The sequence below is a fragment of the Leptospira selangorensis genome (genome assembly GCF_004769405.1).
GTDB lineage: Bacteria > Spirochaetota > Leptospiria > Leptospirales > Leptospiraceae > Leptospira_B > Leptospira_B selangorensis.
The window spans coordinates 149,850-169,786 of sequence record NZ_RQES01000001.1 but is presented as its reverse complement, the minus strand read 5'-3'; the positions used below and the strand labels follow the sequence as shown (position 1 = coordinate 169,786).

The window sequence follows — 19,937 nt, the reverse complement described above, 5'->3', positions numbered from 1 at the left end:
AAGATTAGACTCTGGAAACCGCCTCTTGGGGGTCATAAGCCAAATTCGGAGAAAGCCATTTTTCCACCTCGGAAACGGCCATTCCTTTCCTATTTGCATAATCCTGGATCTGGTCCTTGTTGATCTTCGCCACCGCAAAATATTTAGCATCCGGATGAGCGAAATATAAACCGCTCACCGAACTTGCAGGCATCATCGCAAAATGTTCCGTGAGAGTGATCCCTGTATTCTTCTCCACATCTAATAGATCGAATAAGGTTCTCTTTTCGGTATGGTCCGGACTTGCAGGATAACCGGCCGCAGGACGAATTCCCTGATAACGTTCCCGGATCAATTCTTCCGTAGAAAGATTTTCATCGGCAACATAACCCCAAATCTCTTTTCGGATCTTAAGGTGCATATATTCGGCAAAAGCTTCTGCAAAACGATCGCCCAAGGCCTTTGCCATGATGGAATTATAGTCATCGAGGTTAGAGTCGAAGATAGAAGCAAACGCCTCTACTCCATGACCCGCAGTCACTGCAAAACCGCCGATATAATCCGCGACTCCGTTTTCTTTAGGAGCTATATAGTCCGCCAAACAATAATTAGGTTCGTCTTTTTCTTCTTTGCTGATCTGTTGGCGAAGAGTGTGAAAAACGGTTTTCACTTTTGTTCTCGTTTCGTCCTCGTAAACTTCAATATCGTCGCCTACACTATTCGCGGGGAAGACACCGATCACTCCTCGGGTTGTATATCTTTTATTAGAAATGATATCTTCTAATAATTTTTGAGCGTCTTTGAATAATTCTTTGGCTTGTTTACCGTAAGTTTCACTTTCAAGAATAGAAGGATAACGTCCTTTTAATTCCCAAGCTTGGAAGAATGGAGACCAGTCAATATAAGGAACCAATTCTTCCAAAGAGATCTCGTTATCAAAAACTCGAACTCCTACAAAATTCGGTTTAGTTACCTTAGTAACATTCCAATCGGTAACGTATTTATTTTCTCTGGCATCTTCGATAGAAACAAGTTTACGATCGCTTCTAGTATTAAAATAAATTTCCCTTTGGATCTTTTGTTCTTCTTTAATCTGTTTTATATAATCTGGTTTTAAAGAAGGACTCAAAAGTTTTGCGACTACGTTCACGACTCTGGAAGCATCAATTACGTGGACCACAGGTTGATCATATTTTTCAGAAATTTTTACGGAGGTATGAGCTGAACTTGTAGTAGCTCCTCCAATCAACAGAGGAATATCGAAACCTGTCCTTTTCATTTCAGACGCGACATGAACCATCTCATCTAGAGAAGGAGTAATGAGACCGGACAATCCAATGATATCTACTTTCTCTTTTCTCGCTTCTTCCAGAATTTTCTCACAAGGGACCATCACTCCAAGGTCGATCACTTCATAGTTATTACAAGCAAGCACAACGGCCACGATATTTTTACCGATATCATGAACGTCACCTTTCACTGTGGCTATCAGGAATTTTTGTTTTGTAGAAGCCTGAGCATCTTTGCTGTTATCTTCTTCCATGAAAGGGAGAAGATAAGACACCGATTTTTTCATCACCCTTGCACTTTTGACAACTTGAGGAAGGAACATTTTTCCGGATCCGAACAGATCTCCCACTACTCTCATTCCGTCCATTAAAGGACCTTCGATCACCTGAAGAGGTCGATCATATTTAAGCCTTGCTTCTTCGGTATCTTGGTCTATATATTCTACGATTCCTTTTACTAAAGAATATTCTAATCTTTGCTCTACTGTCCCTTCTCTCCAGGCTTCTTCTTTTTTCTCAGCCTTCTCACCCGACTTAACTGATTCAGCAAAATCGATTAATCTTTCGGTAGCATCCGGTCTTCTATTCAGGAGAACGTCCTCTACTCTTTCTAAAAGATCTTTAGGAATTTCTTCATAAACTGCAAGCATACCTGCATTTACGATCGCCATATCCATTCCGGCCTTGATCGCGTAAAATAAAAATGCGGAGTGCATTGCTTCTCTTACTGGGTTATTTCCACGGAAAGAGAAGGAGATATTACTCAAACCACCGCTGATTTTCGCGCCTGGGCAAACAACTTTGATTTCTTTGATCGCTTCTATAAAATCGACTGCATAGTTATTATGCTCATCTATTCCAGTTCCGACAGTGAGAATGTTCGGATCAAAGATGATATCAAACGGAGAGAAGTCAGCCTTTTCCACTAATAGATCATAAGCTCTTTTACAAATTCGAACTTTGTCATCTTTAGTAGCAGCTTGGCCTTGTTCGTCGAAAGCCATTACGATGACGGAAGCACCGTACATCTTAACTATTTTTGCCTGTTGTAAAAACTTCTCTTCTCCTTCTTTTAAGGAGATGGAGTTTACGATCGGTTTTCCTTGGATACATTTTAATCCAGTTTCCAAAACGGACCATTTGGAACTGTCCACCATGAAAGGAACTTTCGCAATATCGGGTTCAACTGCGATCAAGTTTAAGAACTCTTTCATGGAGGCTTCTCCATCTAAAAGAGCTTCGTCGAAGTTTATATCGATAACGTTTGCACCTGCTTCTACCTGCTGTAAAGCGACTGACACTGCTTCTTCAAAGTTTCCTTCTAAGATCAGTTTTTTGAATTTAGGAGAACCTGTTACGTTAGTTCTTTCTCCTATTAATACGAAACCTGTTGTTTCATCTATATTCAAAGGTTCTAATCCGGATAGCCTAGTTTTTCCTTCTATCTCCGGTATGATTCTAGGCTTTTTACCTTGGACGGCTTTGGCACCTTCTTTAATATGAGCTGGAGTAGTTCCACAACATCCTCCCGCAATATTTAACCAACCTTGATTGGAAAAATCATCCAAGAAGTTTCCAAATTCTTCTGGAGTTTGGTCATATCCACCAAACGCGTTAGGCAAACCTGCATTAGGATAACAACTAATATAACAACCTGAGATTCTAGATAATTCTTCTATATAAGGCCTCATCTCACCTGCACCTAAAGCACAGTTGATCCCTACAGAAAGAGGATTTGCATGATAGATGGAGTTGTAGAATGCCTCGATCGTCTGTCCTGACAATGTCCTTCCGGAAGCGTCAGTGATCGTAACAGAAAGAGAAACAGGAATCCTTACATTCAAATCTTTGAATACGTTCTCAATAGCAACGATGATCGCTTTTAAATTTAAAGTATCGATATTGGTTTCGGAAAGAAGAATATCGACTCCTTCTTCCACAAGTGCTCTCACTTGTTCGTAGAATGTTTCCACTAATTCGTCAAAGGTTACTGCACGGAATGCAGGATTATTCACATCCGGAGAAAGAGAAGCCGTTCTGGTTGTAGGCCCTATAGATCCTGCAAGGAATAATGGCTGGTCAGGATGAGCTTTAGAGAACTTTTCCATTGCAGCACGAGCAACTTTTACCGCTTTTCTATTTAGCTCATCAACGTATGCTTCCGCGTTATAATCGGCTTGAGAAATTCGATTGGAGCTAAACGTATTTGTTTCTAAAATATTTGCCCCTGCTTCTAAAAATTTATAATGTATTTCTTCAATCACCTCAGGTTTAGTGATTACAAGTAGATCATTATTTCCCTTCAACGCGGAAGGATGATCTTTGAGGCGTTCATCTCGGAAGTCTTCTTCCCCCAGACCATATCTTTGGATCATAGTCCCCATTGCACCATCAAGAACTAGTATTCTTTCTTCTAATAACTTTAGAAGTTCTTGCGCTTTCGGGTTTGTATATGTGGGAAATTTATGTTTCATAATTCTTTAATATTGCAGTTTTTATCTAAAAGAGGTTTTTTAAGATCATTGATCATCGGTAACGTTTTCGATTCTTTTGCGTTCAAAACGATCCAATCTTTCCATATCACCGGCACCTCATCCTCCGGAAAGATGGCATTCACCGGACATTCTCTCAAACAATCATTACAATTGATGCAAATGTCCGGATCTATAACTAAGTAGTCCTTTCCTTCTCGGAAAGCTTCCACAGGACAGGAAGCGGCACAGTAAGTAATTTTACACCCTACGCAGGGTTCAGTTACTACGTATGCCACGACCTCTCCTTTATCAATTAATAGCGGTAGTGTTCCGGTTTATACGGACCTTCTACCGGTACTCCGATATACTCAGCTTGTTTAGCGTTTAATGTGGTTAGGCGAACTCCTAATTGCTCCAAATGTAACGCTGCAACTTTCTCATCTAATTGTTTAGGTAATCTATAGACACCGATCTCGTACTTATTGTTCCAAAGTTCGATCTGAGCCAATACTTGGTTCGTGAAAGAACAGGACATTACGAAAGATGGGTGACCAGTTGCGCAACCCAGGTTCACTAAACGACCCTCTGCAAGAACGATAATAGATCTACCATTCTCGAAAGTATATTTGTCCACCTGAGGTTTGATTTCCTTCTTAACTACGCCCTTCTCACCGTTCAATCTAGACATTTGGATCTCAGTGTCGAAGTGTCCAATATTGCAAAGGATCGCGCCGTCTTTCATGGCTTTCATGTGTTCAAGGGAAATAATGTCGTCGTTTCCGGTCGCAGTTACTACAATATCAGTAAATTCGATCGCGTCTTCTACCCTTAGAACTTGGTATCCTTCCATTACTGCTTGAAGAGCACAAATTGGGTCGATCTCAGTAACAATCACGCGAGCACCAAAATTGCGTAAAGAAGCAGCAGAACCCTTTCCAACGTCTCCGTATCCACAAACAAGAGCCACTTTTCCAGCAAGCATCACGTCAGTTGCACGTTTGATACCGTCTGCTAATGATTCTCTACAACCGTATAAGTTGTCGAATTTGGATTTAGTAACGGAATCGTTCACGTTGATCGCAGGAAGTTTCAATTCTCCTTTTTTGAGGAGTTTTTCGAGACCTTTTACTCCTGTAGTAGTTTCTTCAGAAACTCCTTTGATCTCCGCGAGAAGTTGAGGATATTTCTCATGAACATACATGGTTAGGTCGCCACCGTCGTCCAAGATCATGTTCGGACCTTTTCCACCGTCGAAGAAGATAGTTTGTTCTACACACCACCAGTATTCTTCTTCAGTTTCGCCTTTCCAAGCAAACACAGGAACTCCAGTTTTTGCGATAGCAGCTGCTGCATGGTCTTGAGTGGAGAAGATATTACAAGAAGACCAACGAACTTCTGCTCCAAGCTCAGTTAGAGTTTCGATCAGAACTGCAGTTTGGATAGTCATGTGAAGGGAACCAGCGATACGCGCGCCTTTCAGAGGTTGTTTCCCCTTATATTCTTTGCGTAGGGACATCAGACCCGGCATTTCTTTTTCAGCCAGAATGATTTCTTCGCGACCCCAGTCCGCGAGAGAAATGTCTTTAACCTTATATTTTAAACCTTTTTCTTGTATTGTAGCGGACATTAAAGTCCTCCTCTTTTCTTAGCTTTAATTATTAATACTTTGAAGTATTTCTGAGATTCCACTTCTTCGATGGATTCAAGGCTGAAGCCGGTGTGGTTCAGCCAATCTGTGAGAAGTTCCGACTCGAATCCGAGCCATAGGTCGGCGAAATTATCGCGCATGATTTCTTGGTTATGTTTCTTCAGGTCTACGATAATGAAAGTGCCATCGTCCTTTAGAACTTTATGTATTTCTTTCATAGCCTGAGGCGGATTGGAAAGGTGGTGTAGGACCATCGAAGCTACGACAGAATCAGCAGACTGGATCAAATTTTCAGGCAGAGTTTCAATCTCGGACGTAAGCAAATGGACTTGGGAGTTATTTAAAAAGGAACTCTTCGCCTCTTTAATCATTTTTTCAGAAGAATCGATCCCAATAACTTCCTGGCTCTTCATTAATAAATAAGGAATTAAACCACCAGGACCACATCCAAGGTCTAAGATCCGACTAGAATGCTCCGGAAGTAAATCTAGGATCTTATTCCGATATAGAACTGGATCCAAAACATCGCTTTGAATGCTTTCCCAATTTTGGGCCACATCATCGAAGTATTTTGATCTTTTCAGGTCTCTCTGTTTGAGAATATCTTTCGTCTTAACTAAATCTTGTTCTGAATAAGGAAGGTTCTTTTCAAAATCCAGAAGAAGTGTATGAAATCTCGCTGAAAAATCCTGCGAGTCATCATTCGAAACCTTAGGACTGTAATATACCCAAGAGCCTTCGCGTTGGGATGTCAAAAATCCGGCATCTGCCAATATCTTTAAATGTCGAGAGATCCTGGATTGGCCCATATCCAGAACTTCTGTTATCTCTTGGACGTTGAGAGGTGCAATGGAGAGTATTCGAAGAACCCGAATGCGGGTTTCATCAGATAATGCCTTTATCGCGAGCAGAATATCTCGATCCTGAAAAGCCCCCTTTACTGAAGAAGGCGGAACAAGTATTGAATCTGCGTAAGTTTCGACAGATTCTCTTTCTAAAGACATATCCTTTAGCGACATTTTCAAAGCCTTCTCACAAGATATCAAGATATCTTGATTTCTTCAAGCAAAAATCATCACTATTCCCCTGATAATTATGTCCTATATATCAAGGTCAGAAGATACCAAAACTAACTCCACTGCGGAGATCCTCGTTCGAGGGTAAATTTCCGAGGCCATCCCACTAAAATGATTCGGACCTCTTTGGTTTCTAAATTTAAAATACGACGAATATCTAAAATCCTTGAAGTGGGCGGTTTTCGATTTCGCCAAAAGTGAGAAAGAATTCTCTCATCTACTTCAAGTGATTCCCAATGAATCATTAACACGATTATATAATTCATTGAAACGCCGTGCGCGAGAGCCACATTTCTTAGTTCTTGGTAATTTTCTTCTTTCGGACGATAACTGTGGCGAACTAGATTTTGGCCTTTCGCCTGAAAAGAGGTTCTGAGCGGATTTCTTCCCATATATCTCTGAGACTGAAGCAATAAACCATACTTTTCCTGCAAACGCTGCAAGTATCGAGGAAAGTTTCGTCTGCAATCGACGGGCACTTTTCTCCACAACCTTTCTGGAATCAATGCCGTAGAAGGATAAGGATTCTTAACAATCTTTGCCTTTCGTTTAAGTTTCTCATTTTGGAAAACGGTAGAATTCATACTCTTCCCGTTTCCAAAATTTGAGTTAGTGCGTGAGGATTTTTATTTTTCTTATTTTTCGAAGTTACTACAGCAGGACAAATTATATATCCTGCTTAGTTTGATTTAATAATTCTTGATTCTGAAGTTTTTGGTCGCGAAGAATTTTGTAATTCTCTTCCATAATCTTTTTAAAGCCATCTAAAATCTTCATTTTCTCACGCATAAATTCTTCCAAAGGCTGCTTCAGAAGACCTTGAGGAGATACGACAGCTTCTTCATCCCGTTTTAGCGGAAAATTCTTTCCATTTTCTGTAGTAACTCCGACTTCCCCTTCTTTCACAAAGATTCCATTTGGCACATCGGAATCTTCGTGATCAGGATTTTCTTTACGCTGAACTTCATTCTCTTCGCAAACTACAAACTGTGTTCCTCGAACACCGGCGTTGTAAGAAGGTGCAGTGATTGTAAAATCTTCTTTCTTAGATCCTTTATCTACTCGAGCAAATACCTTGCCGGAAACGAGTTCTAATTTTGATTTATTCGACTTTTTGTCGGAACTCAGCTCAGCAATTTTAACTTTCGTGAAAGCAGCGATGCGAACAACAACGGAAGGACCAATCTGAAGATCGACTTTCCCCTCTTTCGTTTCAAGTTCATCCTGCTTTTTTAAGATCGAATTTTTCTTGAGACTTATCTTTTTTCCATCTTGAATGCCGGAAACGTCTCCCACGATGAAAAGCACGATCGCAATTTCTTCTTCAGCGAATAAAGAAGAGGGCGAAGAAATTAAAGTAGCAAAAATGATGAAGGCAAATACAAGTGCTCGGTTTTTCATAAGAGGGTTTTCCTATCACACTAATTTATTCTATAAAGTTGTAATAAGATCTAATAGATCCATTAGAATAGCAACAATTTGAAACTTACTTTTTGGAAGAATTTTGCAGATTATATTGAGAATAACGAGCTTTCAAGGAAAAATGTTCACTTTCAAATGAAGAATCTACTGATTCAAAGGTCAATTCTGTCTCCTGAGAAGTAATTACTGGAAATCCATAATATTTATTTTTATGTGAAATTTCTTTCTTCTGTTTTTTCCTATCCGAAATGAAATCAAGATGACTTTGTAGTCTATTTTGTAGTATCTTCGACGAAACATTCACTGCAGCAAGCAGCTTCTTTCTCGCAATTTCAAGAATTCCCTGATCTACATCGTATCCGACGCTATTTCTAGAAGAAAGAAGAGCCGCTAATGATGTGGTACCCGTTCCCAAAAATGGGTCTAAGACTGTATCACCCTTTATGGAAAACATATTCACCAATCGATAGGCAAAATCCAAAGGGAATGCCGCAGTCCGTTCCCGGGAAGCTCCGACATCTTTAAAAATCTGTCTTTCCCCCTTTAAGTCCCAGACATCTGAAAACCAAACATTTCTTTCTTCCCAGAAAAAGGCGCTATTTCGTCGGATCTCCGTCTCAGATTTAGAATACTTCCTCAGTCCCCCTTTCCGAAAGATTAGAATATACTCATGCTCATAGGTAACATAGGCGCCTACTGGATACATCCCAGAACCCATAAACTTAGTTGGGGAATTAGTTTGTTTTCTCCAAAGAATATCCGGTAAAGAAGTGAAGCCGAAGTTACGACAAGCCTGCAAAATCCGAGAGTGGTTCGAAAATAAACTGAATTCTCCCCCAATACTTCGAGTAGCATCTCCTATATTGACGAGTAGGGTTCCGCCCTCCTTCAAAACTCGAAAACATTCTCTCCAGACCTTGTCCAATTGCAAATGCATTGCCTCGAAGGCTTCGCTCCCTAAGTTCTTAGCAAGAGCATTCTTGGTATTTTTGTCCCAACTTTTAAAGAGATCATCCCACATTTCTACCATGGGATAAGGAGGTGAGGTTAATACGAGATTAACGCTTTCGTCCGAAAGCTTATCCATTTTTCTCGAATCGGAATTATATAATATATGAGAAGTTTCCGGAACGAGTATTTCCTTCATACACGTTCCGCATGTTTCAAGAGCACTCTAAATTGGCTATTCAAATTTAGAAAACGAAGATATGAAGAAGGATAGTCGAAGATACTACAAAATCCCCATTATTAATTCTTCTTACCGTGGATCTTTTTGTCGATCAACTCATTTAGAAGATCTGCAAGATCCTGAAACTCGTCACCACTTCGAATCCGGATCTTATCTACGTCTTTGCCTTCCAGCAGCAATTTTAAATTCTTCTTAATATTATAGATCGGCCCGGCCATCTTATGGGAATAAACCAAGACAAAGATCGCGGAAAGCAGAAGATACAACATAGAGAATAGTAGAATTCCTTTAAATTGGATCGAAAAAAGATCTAAACCGTGATCATAGTCCGGAAGAGCAAGTTCCTTCTCCACGAACTTGTCTTTCTCTTCTCCGTTAACGATCTCAAATCCCTTTTGATATACTTTAACGGTGTCTTGGCGAAGCCTGAAAACGACTCCTTTGTCGTACTTGGTAGAATGGATCCAAAATAAAAATCCGAGAGTAAGAAGTAACCCGAAGATAAACAATAAAGAGAAATTTAAGAAGAATCTTAATTGAAAGTCCTTATCGATCAGATAATTGGCAAGATGTCTTTTATAACGAGGGGTCTTTGCGGAGGGGTTTGCAGTTTCTTCAGACATGGGAATTAGCCTTCTTTGGTAGAATTTCTTTAAAATTCTCCACATGTCAAAAATATTTCAATTTTAACGAAGTTGAATCACCTCCATAACTGAATCTCTTTGGATCTTTATTTCCTTCTCAAGAGTTTGCAAATACATAAAATTTTCGTCCATGTCGACGATCACGCCTTCTAACGTCTCGCCATTGGAAAGTAAGACCCTCTCCAATCTTTGGTATTCGTTAAACAGATCGTCTTTATTGGAGAAAGATTTTTCAGAACTTCTTGCAATCTCATCCACATGAAGTTCTGAAAATTTAGACCCAAGGTCCTTTTGCTCTTCTGAAGAAAGGAAAGTTCGTTGAAAACCCTTCGTCTCCAAACGGATCTTTTGGCCTGGCTGTAAAACTTGCTCCCCACGGTTTGGTTCGCTGATACTCTTTGCAGCTACCCTGCCCTCTAACACGGAGACTATAGTTCCTTCTTTCAAACTTTCTCGTACTTCGAATTTTGTTCCTCTAACTTCTACCAAGCCGGTTTGGGTTACGATCCGGAACTCATCTTTTTTGAGATTCTTGTGTAGATGAACTAAGATACTTCCATTACGAAGTCGGAAAGATTGTTTTCCTTCTTTCATGATCTCGAGCTCCGTGGATTCTTCCAAGATCATACCTTCTCCCTTTGCGATGCTTAGGAAAAGTTTAGATCCAGGTTCGGTCCTTAAGATCTGACCCGAACCCACAGATTCACCTTCGTTTAAGGCCAAAAGTTTTTCGGAATCGGAAGAGAATAGATATCCTTTTCCGACAATTTTAGTCACCGATATTCCAAGTTCATTCGTAACCGGAGTAACTTTAGGATTTTGTAAAATAAGAAAACCAAATGCTCCGATCAAAATCGCAGCTGCAGAAGCAATAGTATATAATAAAGGTTTTTTAAAGCTGATAACTTTAGAAGCTTGGGCCTTTTCGTAAATTTCTTGGAAAGAGATATTTGGAGGAGAAGGAGCCCAGGATTTGGAAAGCATATCGGACAATTTATCGATAGAAGAACTGAACTCGTTCTTCTCGCCTTCGATCGCCTTCCTTATTTTATGTTCGAAATTCTCGTCCATTCTTCCCTTCAACAGCCTTCTCTGTATTATTCCATCGGCAGAATTTGTTTGTTTTTTGCGATCTCTAGGAGCTTTCCGGTCGCCTTCACGACCAATCTGGATGCAGTAGCAATCGAGATCCCCATGATATCCGCAATATCAGCCAACGTGTATTTTTCTATATTCTTTAATACTAAAGCGTATCTTTCTCCTTCTTCTAATTCGCCCAAACAATCCATCAATCTGGATTCCAAATCGGAAAGTTCCGTTTTTCTTTCGAAACTTTGTCCTTCTTCTCTATAAGTTCCCATATCGTCCGTTCCGGATTCTTTCACCGTGGAGAACTTCTTGGCATAGTTAATCGATCTATTTCTCGCGATCGTATATAACAGCTTTAGGGCTTGTTCTTTGTTTAAGTCGGAATTGGAATACTTCTTAAAAAAATTAAGAAAAGTGTCCTGCATGAGGTCAGAGGCAGTTTCTGGATTTCCGGTATACTTATACAAGAAATCAAAAATTCTCCCGTTGGATTCCCGATACAGGGTTTCCATAAAATCTTTTCGGGATGCCATTACACAAAGATTCCAACTCGAAACGCTTAATTCAAGTAATTTCCGGCGGCTGTTCTAAACTATACCCTTTCTCCTCTTCGCGAATGGGCTTTGATATTGATAACATATCGAATCAGACTTTTTTACATGAAGGAGAAAAATTTGTAGGAAGGTTTACATTTTTTCTCCTCTCCTAATTTGGAAATGGAGAAGAAGGAGAGCTCCGAATGTAGATCGAACCGAATTCTGGGAAATGGTTTTTGCACGTGGGATAGGAGATAGGAGTTTTGTAGTCACTTCGACAAGAGGAGAATTGTTCCTCTTTATCTGTCGAAGCTACTACATTTCCTTAAATTCATAGATTAACAATGTGACATAATTTCGATCCTTCAAACACTCCAGATCCTTCTCAAACGAACCGATAGAATTCGTATCTACCAGAGAATCCAGTTTAGAATGAGTCGTGCCCTTCAAGTCTTAGCCTTTTTTGTAGTAACTTCGACCATCCTATACACCCCCCTCCTTCATCCATCCCCGGAGGTCTCCTTCCCAAATGAAATCCCCGAATCAAAACCCCTTTTAAGAGTTCTCCCTGCTTTCCGGAAAGAAGAATGCGACTGGGCAATTCGCTGGGATGTTTGCCTTCGATGTGTTTCGAGTAGATACAGATATGCTCAAAGGATACATTTTTATCCTTCTGGGCTGTATAGGGAACATGGATGTTATTCTGAGGAGAAAGGTTTCTTTTTGATAAAAGAAGATTAAGAAGATGATAAAGAGCCGGAGTATTCCGGCCCTTTATTATTAGAAGTTACTTCTTACAAGTAGCAAGAGCCGCAAGTGATTTAGAAGATTTTAAACAAGTAAGATCGTATTTTCCAGTCATACACTCTTTGAGTAGGTGGCCGGAAATTTGACCTTGCATAGCTTTTAGTTTCTCTGCTTGCTCAGGAGTTTGACCAACAGCAAGATTGGAAATCAATTCGTTTACAACTGGATCACATTCTGCTTGGCTTACTTTCGCTCCGCCGCAAGAAATAAGACCTGCAAAAATTAGAATCGTAAGGATCGAAAAAAACGTGTTTTTCATGCAAAGACCTCTGCGAATTTTTAATTCTATGTCGCTAATATTAGCCCGAGTCGAATCTCTAACTAGATTAAATCGAAAATTTCCAAAACCTTGGAGAATTCCGACAGTTTAACGACGAAGGCCATTCTAACGATTCCCATTCTATAGAAAAGTTATTTTTTAGTCGGGAAAATAGTTATGCCGTAATAGGAAACTGACTTTTCACCCTTGAAGGTCAGTATTCTTTTTTTGGAGTCGAACTTCCAGCTTCCTGCGTTTACCAGTACATCAAATCCCTTTCCGTAATGTATTTCAGGAAGAAAAATTTCTGCTATTGGGATTTCATCTCCTTCTTTTCTGAAGGAATATTTGAACATGGATTTTTCCATATCAAAACTGATCGCTTCCGGATTTCCTTTGGTTCGGATCGGATAAGGTCTGGAGAAGGCTCTGACTGCTCTTCCTCCATCTTCATCTATACTTTTTGGAGTGTCCAAAGAATAAAGAGAAAGGTCTTCTTCATTCCATCTATCTCCTAAACTGTGAGTATTATCAGGAGTATAATTCCAAAGTGTATAATGTACGAAATTTTTTTCGATAGAAGTTATAATACGATCTAGAGAAGCCTCCAAGTGAGAATAATCTTTTGTTCGGAATGCCAAACGTCCGTTCATGTCCATTGGGATCCCGGTTTCTCCGATTACTGTAGGACTATTATTCATCTTTTTGATAGAAACTTCTTTGATCATTCTGATCGTGTCTTCATAGGCCTTCTCTACATTCTTCTTTCCGAATATTGGGATTTGTTTGAAGATATGAACTCCGAACCAAGGAATAAAACGTTTGAACATCAAAACGGAAACATCGTACCAATGAGTCGCGTTGATTACAGTCCCTTCTCCCTTTTTTGGTTTTTCGTCCCAATCCAATTCTAAACTTCCTGGATCCGATTCCACGAAGATGGAGAATTTTTTCTGAACGGATTGAATTCTAGTTTTGAATCTTTTGATAAAAGGAAGCATGAATTCGGGATAGAATTCCACCTTTCTTCCTCTATACTTATTAAAATAATCAGGACGAAGTAACATTGGAGCGCCATTCGGATCGTAATCCCAAACTCCATGTTGTCTCCAAATACAATGTTTTCCTTCCTGCCAAAGAGGAACCGACTTAGTATTTAATTTGGTTTTTCCTAAATTGAATCCCGTAAACCCAAGCATATAAGCATTATTTGCTCTAACGGTTCTTCCCTCAGACAAAAACATTTCTTGGAATGGAGAAGTAGTCAGAACCTTACCAAAACCAAGTCCGGAAAATTCTCCTATATTCTTTTTACCTATCCAACCGGGAGAAGGTTCGTTCAAAGAATCGAATCCTAATACGTTTTTGTATTTAGCGACCTTCTTCGCAATTCTACACATAGCTTCTATATAATGATCTTGTAAAAAGGTTTCTACATTCTTCCCATGAATAGATAATTTAGGCGCGAATGTTTTTCCGCCGAAGAATAAAGAGAACATAGTTGCGCAAGCATACTTCTGATAGTTTAAAGGCCAGGACATTCTTCTATAATTCCTACCTTGAAAATGATGAACGATTGCAGTATCGGAATCTTTAATATTCCCTATATTCATTCCGACTTCTTCCAAAGTCCACCCCGGAGCGCCATCCCCTCCTGTAAATCTGGACCAAACATCTTGGTGAGGATCTATAAAAACGTAGAACCCTTTTTTGTCAGCGAGTGCCACCATTCTTTCGATATAATCTAAATATGCTTGGTCGTATTTTCCCGGACCTAAATGTTCCACTGCTTCCCAAGTAACTAGAAAACGAAGAAAGTTAAATCCCCATTTCTTTAGTCGATCTAAATGTTCTGCGGCTTCCTTCTCTTCTAAAGGCCTCCCTACGAAGGAAACTTTTCTATGATCGTGAAACGTTAAAGACTGATCGAAATGTGTAGTTCCATCCGGTTTGAATGGAAGTTTTGAACTCCCGGAAAGATTCACTCCTCTTAACTGAAGAATATATCCTTCTGAATCTATAAAATTTCCGTCTTCTGCTTTGATTTCCAGCATTGGATCTTAATCTTCCCCGAATTGGATTTTAGCGTCTTCGTATCCGCGGCTGATCAGATAGTCCGCTTGCACTTGAGAAAAATTTAATATACTTCCGAAACCGAGAGAAGTCCTCGGCCCGATCACTCTAATCTTATAATCCGTTTTTTCGGGTTCGGAAAAGGATAATAATGACTTGGTAAATCCCTTCTTCTTATTATCCTTTTGTTTCTTTTGGTATTGTAAGTTTGCCATAATAGTTTGGAAGGACCCGATCAAAGAAAGTTCGAACACTCTTTCTAAACCGTCCCTTCTATTCCGTGGGAGCCCCATATTCACTCCTCCCACAGGAGACAACAATACTACTACTATCTCTTTTGCGCCTCTTTCTACCGCTGGGAGGATCGGAACATTGGCCATCACTCCCCCATCCCAATGTGGTTTCCCATCCACATATTGCCAAGGAAAGATTAAAGGTATGGCAGAAGAAGCCATCACATGTTCTATATCTATATCTTTGTTCCCGAAAAAAACAAGTTCTGCGGTCAGTATATTTACCGCTGTGATGATGATCTCCATCGGGTTCTTTCTCATATTACGAAAATCTAATTGAGAATAGAGTAAATATTTTAAAGGAGTTGTGTCCGCTAATGGAGAAAATCTGCGAAATATAAGATCCAGGAAATCGTTCCAGATGGAATATTTCATCACCTTCTGGATCTCGATGGATTTCCAAAGGTCTATGATCCTAGCAGCATTCATTCCGCAGCCTAATGCGGAGGCTGTGATCGCACCCACGGAAGTTCCGCAGACTACATCCGGTTTGAATCCGATTTCTTCCAAATATTTTAGGACCCCGGCATGATATGCGCCTCGAGCGCCTCCACCGGATAATACTAAAGCTCGCTTCATTCCAAATATGATCCTGCCGAAGTCAGTCTTAGGTTCCTCAGGTAAATTTCAAGACGGAATATTGATTTGGAAGTTTGTAGTATCTTCGACGATTTCACACGAGTTCGTCTTAGAGTGGATATCAATAGCTAGTATAGGCTTGGGATTTGAGAGAAAGGACTGGGGATCTTGGAATTGCTGTCGAAGTTACTACAGATTTCGCACAGGGATTTCCCCGAACCTTCAGCAATATCTAAAAAGGAAGAAATTAAAACCTTCTGAGTGTCTGCGTCTAGCTATGCTAAATGCCCGAAAGTGACCAATTCTCGGAACTCAGAAAGGCCAGTGGTCTGATGGTATTGCAATAGGTCCAAGAGGGCCATTTTGCAGGGGCCTGGGCTATTGCTCAGCCACCTCACAGGTCATTTTCTTGCTGCAACTGTCGCTACTCAACTAAACCACCTCCTTTAACGTGTGGCCAGACCATATTCTGTCGCATTAAAAAGTCAAGAAATGTCCGTATTTTTTTACGGATTTCAGAAACAAGTTTCCTAAACGTAACTTAGGAAACTATTTTCACCTTTCTGGATAGATAGAGAGCAAGAAGATTAAAACCGACCGCGAAATACCCTACTATATCAAATCTTTCGAAAGTTCCATTCGGCAATTGGATCAAGATCGCTCCAGCAAGAAGCGCTCCTATACCTGTAGCCACACTCTGTAGGCTAGAGTTCACTGACATGAAACTTCCCCTAACCTCAGGTCGAATGGCGGAAGTTAACATCGCCATAGAAGGAATAACCCGACCGGATACTAGGACCATGAAAACTGTCGTAACTCCGAGCGCCATGTACACCGGCAAATCCTTAGGCAAATGGGTAATTGCAAGAATAGGAAGTAAAGCAAGAAGAACTAGGATCAGAAAAACCTTATGTTTGCCGAACTTATCCGACAAGAACCCTACGATCCAAGAAGAAACAAAAGTACAGATCCCTCCGATCTCATAGATATGGCTAACCTGGGTCTTGGAGAAACCCATATTCCTTTCCATAAAAACAGCTATCGAAGTTACGACAGTAAATCCACCCAAGATCACGCTCATAAAAAATGCCAGAGCGATCAAATGATCCCTTTTCGAAAGTACATTGATCAGTTGGCTGAAATCCGCCACCTTCTGCTTTTCCATTTTAGAAGGAAGGCTAGGCAAATATAGAATGGCAAGAACCAGGATCGGAAGGCCTAATACCACGATAAATGCGAACGTATAATTCCAACCTGAGGTCATCGCTATTCGAATACCTGAAGGAACTCCCAAAACGGAAGCGGCAGAGAATGCACCCATCACCCCTCCCATAGCCTTCCCTCTCTTTTCCATCGGGAAAACATCACCTATGATAGAGAGAATGACTCCACTGATCATTCCGCCGAAAATCCCTGCAGTGATCCTTGCAAAAAGAAGAAATGAATACGTATTAGCGACCGCACAAAGCGCAGTTCCTACCAAAAACCCTACATATAAAAAGATGGCAGCAGACTTACGATTAAAACGATCTATAAAGTTAGCTCCGATCAAAGCGGCAATTGCTGCGGCAAATGAATAAGAAGAAAGGACTAAGGAAAACATCGCCGTGTCGATCTGGAATTGTTTCAAAAAATAATCCTGAAGCGGGAACATGATCATAAAATCCATGATGTTCGTGAATTGAATACTCGCAAGAAGCAGAATCAGGAACAATTCATGACGGACTATTTTTGTTTTAGGAAGTGAAGCTACGGATTCCATATACTTACCAAGGTTTTTTAGGTAAGTTATAAAGAGATAAATTTTTACAAAGTTTGGAGACTAAATGGATTTGTGCGATCATCTAGAACTTAGTTCAAGAAATTTCCAAAATTATATAAATACGATTTAATGCCGGTTGGATGACGAATCGACACCCAAGTTTATTTCTGCACTAGATAAATAATTTTCCGATTTTCGTTACTCGGATTTTTCACTTCCTTTCTCAGAAGTGTATAAACCTAAATCTTCTTCCGTCTATCTGAGTATCACTATGAAATTCAGAAGATATCTTTCGGAAGACTTTTCTTATTCGAAATCGGGAGAAATCCGCAAACTTCGAACCCTAGATAATGACAAGTCCGTCAGAATTCTTAGCATTTTTTCACTTTTCATTTCCTGTATTCTTTTAGCGCAGAATACTCTTTCTCCGGGAACACCTATCGGCGGGCATCTTCAACTTTTATATGGTTTGAGCTTCGGAAGTTCCGCATTATTCTCCAGTTTGATGCTGGCAGTTTTAGCCTTAAAAGACATAAAAGGCAAAAAACTTTCCTATTTTGCGATGATAGGTTATGTGGGAATTCTAACAGCCACCACTACTTTTGCAACCCTGGTGGATCAGTATCATACTTCAGATTATTCAGCTTTTTGTTTTGGATTACTTCTACTTCCTTTATTTTTAAGAGCAAGTTTTGTGACGTATCTTGCTATTATCTCCATAAACGTTCTCTTCTTTTCGTTAGGATATTCTTATATGATCGAAAGAGAACTTAGCTCGGCGGTTGCAACTCCAATCATTGCATTTTCCGTTGCAAGTATGGGAGCAGCGATCAATGTAGAAGGTACCAGATTAAAAAGTAATCTTCTACAATTACAGCTGGAAGAATCCAATAAAAATCTAAAAGAATTATCTCATAAGGATTCCCTAACAGGCCTTTTTAATAGAAGACACTTAATGGAATCCTTAAGCACTCTTCTGGCGGCTTCTAAAAGATATGATTTTCCTTTGTCTGTCCTTCTACTCGATTTAGACCATTTTAAAAAGGCAAACGATTCTTTAGGGCACCAAGTAGGAGATAAATTACTAGCAACAATCGGAAGATTATTATCCGGGTTAGTAAGAGATTGTGATGTAGCTGCACGTTATGGTGGCGAAGAATTCTGCGTAGTACTCTCTAATACGAATGTAGAAGGAGCCAAATTCGTAGCTGAAAGGATCCGCGCTAGAATCGAAACCGAAACCTTCGAAGAAATTCCTTGGACAATTACTGTAAGTATCGGTGTCGCTGCAAGAGAGACCGACGAGACGCCGGAAGATTTCCTAAAAGCGGCGGATAAGAAATTATACGAATCAAAGGCCGCCGGAAGGAACAGAGTCTCCGCTTAATTCCGGTTCTGATTCAAATAAAGAAATCTTAATGTATTTTCCCAAATATTGACCTAAAAAGCTAACCCCTAAAGCCGGAATAGTCGGTGGTAGCCATGTCGGCCCGAAAAATTTCAAACCCAACCAAACGATCATCCCGGAGAACATAGCATAAACCGCACCGGTTGCATTTGCCTCTTTCCAGAAAATGGCAGCAATCAAAGGAACAAAAAGAGAAACTAAACTGATGGAAGAAGAATCAGCGACTAACTGATAAATATTCGTTTCACTCAATGCCATTCCGGTAGAAACAATTGTTACGATCAATACGGAAGAACGCATTACTCTTAACAGCAGCTTCTCAGAAGGGTTTTTCAGAGTAGGACGGATCAAATTCTCCCCTAAAACGGAAGCAGGAGCCAAAATTGCACCGGAAGCAGTGCTTAAGATTGCGGAAAGTAAGGCTCCAAAAAATAAGATCTGTATAAATAAAGTAGAATGTACGAGTACAACATGCGGGAGTATCATCTGATTATCGCCGGCAGCGATCTCAGGATATACTCTTCTTGCAAAATATCCTGCGAGCAATGGAAGAAATGCAACAGTTAGATACATTCCTCCACCCAAAAAAGAAGAATATACTGCTACCTTTTCAGATTTCGAAGACATCACTCTTTGGAAAATATCCTGTTGCGGAATAGAACCCAATCCTATTGTCATCCAAGCTGCAATGTATGCGAGAATCGCTTCTGTTTCTAATGGAGGGAAGAAGGAAAAAAACCCAGGCTTCGCAGTTGCAATCACGGTTTGAAATCCACCCGCCTTACCCTGTAGATCCCAAACTAAAACTAAAAGTCCCACTATGATCAAAATGGTCTGTAAGAAATCCGTAATGGAGATTGCCCACATTCCTCCAATGTATGTGTAGATCAATACAACGACAGATGCCAATAGTATTCCTACATACATATCAAACCCGAATAAAGAATGGATAACTATCCCCATTGCGACGAGCTGAGCAGCAATCCAACCGAAATAAGAAGGGATCATAAATAATGCGGAAAGAAATTCTACCTTTCGACCAAAACGATTTTTATATAAGTCACCGAAGGTAAGAATATTCATCCGATACAATGGCTTAGCGAAGAATATTCCAACTAAGAAAAGGCAAAGTGCCGCCCCGAAAGGATCTTCGATCACGGCTAAGATCCCTCCATCTACAAACTTGGAAGAAGCTCCCATCAAAGTTTCCGACCCGAACCAAGTAGCAAATAAAGCGGAAGATGCGAGCACGAGGGGAAGTCTTCTTCCCGCTAAAACATAGTCTTGGGAACTATTGATATATCTAGACGCAAATGCCCCGATTAGAATGGTAACACAGATATATAGAATTACGAAAAGGCCGAGCAACTCAGAATGTCCTAGCGAAAAACTTCTTAATTGTGAACTTGA

17 protein-coding genes are annotated in these 19,937 nt (G+C 40.2%); 2 read left to right on the top strand and 15 right to left on the bottom strand.

The window, feature by feature from the left end:
- Window positions 1-4 precede the first annotated feature (4 nt).
- From metH to EHO58_RS00780, 10 genes are all read right to left on the bottom strand, one after another.
- Window positions 5-3,742 (bottom strand): methionine synthase, encoded by a 3,738-nt coding sequence (gene metH / locus EHO58_RS00825; RefSeq protein ID WP_135678044.1) that lies wholly within the window; start codon window positions 3,740-3,742, stop codon window positions 5-7.
- Window positions 3,739-4,038 (bottom strand): DUF362 domain-containing protein, encoded by a 300-nt coding sequence (locus EHO58_RS00820; RefSeq protein WP_135626845.1) that lies wholly within the window; start codon window positions 4,036-4,038, stop codon window positions 3,739-3,741. The genes metH and EHO58_RS00820 overlap by 4 nt, the downstream gene beginning before the upstream one ends.
- A gap of 17 nt (window positions 4,039-4,055) precedes the next feature.
- Window positions 4,056-5,369: an adenosylhomocysteinase gene (ahcY, locus tag EHO58_RS00815; RefSeq protein WP_135678042.1), complete on the bottom strand. Its 1,314-nt coding sequence runs from the start codon at window positions 5,367-5,369 to the stop codon at window positions 4,056-4,058.
- On the bottom strand, window positions 5,369-6,409 hold the full coding sequence (locus EHO58_RS00810; RefSeq protein ID WP_135678041.1) for an ArsR/SmtB family transcription factor: 1,041 nt from the start codon (window positions 6,407-6,409) through the stop codon (window positions 5,369-5,371). Before EHO58_RS00810 ends, ahcY begins: the two co-directional genes overlap by 1 nt.
- Before the next feature lie 110 nt (window positions 6,410-6,519).
- On the bottom strand, window positions 6,520-7,050 hold the full coding sequence (locus EHO58_RS00805) for a DUF1564 family protein (RefSeq protein WP_135678040.1): 531 nt from the start codon (window positions 7,048-7,050) through the stop codon (window positions 6,520-6,522).
- An 82-nt stretch (window positions 7,051-7,132) separates the two neighbouring features.
- A complete protein-coding gene (locus EHO58_RS00800; protein ID WP_135678039.1) occupies window positions 7,133-7,867 on the bottom strand; it encodes a FecR family protein in 735 nt (244 codons plus the stop codon).
- An 85-nt stretch (window positions 7,868-7,952) separates the two neighbouring features.
- Window positions 7,953-9,035, bottom strand: coding sequence for a DNA-methyltransferase (locus tag EHO58_RS00795; protein ID WP_135678038.1), 1,083 nt, complete (start codon window positions 9,033-9,035; stop codon window positions 7,953-7,955).
- A gap of 101 nt (window positions 9,036-9,136) precedes the next feature.
- Window positions 9,137-9,700, bottom strand: coding sequence for a hypothetical protein (locus tag EHO58_RS00790; RefSeq protein ID WP_135616228.1), 564 nt, complete (start codon window positions 9,698-9,700; stop codon window positions 9,137-9,139).
- 63 nt (window positions 9,701-9,763) lie between these two features.
- The gene (locus EHO58_RS00785; protein ID WP_208728662.1) at window positions 9,764-10,792 is read right to left on the bottom strand and encodes a FecR domain-containing protein; all 1,029 of its coding nucleotides are present in this window, start codon (window positions 10,790-10,792) and stop codon (window positions 9,764-9,766) included.
- A gap of 26 nt (window positions 10,793-10,818) precedes the next feature.
- A complete protein-coding gene (locus EHO58_RS00780; RefSeq protein ID WP_135626855.1) occupies window positions 10,819-11,343 on the bottom strand; it encodes an RNA polymerase sigma factor in 525 nt (174 codons plus the stop codon).
- 435 nt (window positions 11,344-11,778) lie between these two features.
- Between EHO58_RS00780 and EHO58_RS00775 the strand changes: the two genes are divergently transcribed.
- Window positions 11,779-12,087: a hypothetical protein gene (locus EHO58_RS00775; RefSeq protein ID WP_135678035.1), complete on the top strand. Its 309-nt coding sequence runs from the start codon at window positions 11,779-11,781 to the stop codon at window positions 12,085-12,087.
- Window positions 12,088-12,133: 46 nt separating this feature from the next.
- On the opposite strand, the gene EHO58_RS00770 is transcribed toward EHO58_RS00775, so the two are convergent.
- From EHO58_RS00770 to EHO58_RS00755, 4 genes are all read right to left on the bottom strand, one after another.
- On the bottom strand, window positions 12,134-12,412 hold the full coding sequence (locus EHO58_RS00770; RefSeq protein ID WP_100723791.1) for a TIGR04454 family lipoprotein: 279 nt from the start codon (window positions 12,410-12,412) through the stop codon (window positions 12,134-12,136).
- Between the two features lie 152 nt (window positions 12,413-12,564).
- Window positions 12,565-14,466: a glycoside hydrolase family 5 protein gene (locus EHO58_RS00765; RefSeq protein WP_135678033.1), complete on the bottom strand. Its 1,902-nt coding sequence runs from the start codon at window positions 14,464-14,466 to the stop codon at window positions 12,565-12,567.
- Between the two features lie 6 nt (window positions 14,467-14,472).
- Window positions 14,473-15,357 carry a patatin-like phospholipase family protein gene (locus EHO58_RS00760; RefSeq protein WP_100710752.1) on the bottom strand — a complete coding sequence of 295 codons (885 nt, stop codon included), beginning with the start codon at window positions 15,355-15,357 and terminating at the stop codon, window positions 14,473-14,475.
- Window positions 15,358-15,898: 541 nt separating this feature from the next.
- Window positions 15,899-17,119, bottom strand: a complete 1,221-nt coding sequence (locus EHO58_RS00755) for an MFS transporter (protein ID WP_135678031.1) — start codon at window positions 17,117-17,119, stop codon at window positions 15,899-15,901.
- Window positions 17,120-17,390: 271 nt separating this feature from the next.
- On the opposite strand from EHO58_RS00755, the gene EHO58_RS00750 reads away from it, so the two are divergent.
- Window positions 17,391-18,506 (top strand): GGDEF domain-containing protein, encoded by a 1,116-nt coding sequence (locus tag EHO58_RS00750; RefSeq protein WP_135626859.1) that lies wholly within the window; start codon window positions 17,391-17,393, stop codon window positions 18,504-18,506.
- Here the strand turns inward: EHO58_RS00750 and EHO58_RS00745 are convergent.
- A complete protein-coding gene (locus tag EHO58_RS00745) occupies window positions 18,471-19,895 on the bottom strand; it encodes a high affinity choline transporter 1 (RefSeq protein WP_135678029.1) in 1,425 nt (474 codons plus the stop codon). The genes EHO58_RS00750 and EHO58_RS00745 overlap by 36 nt on opposite strands.
- Between the last annotated feature and the right edge of the window lie 42 nt (window positions 19,896-19,937).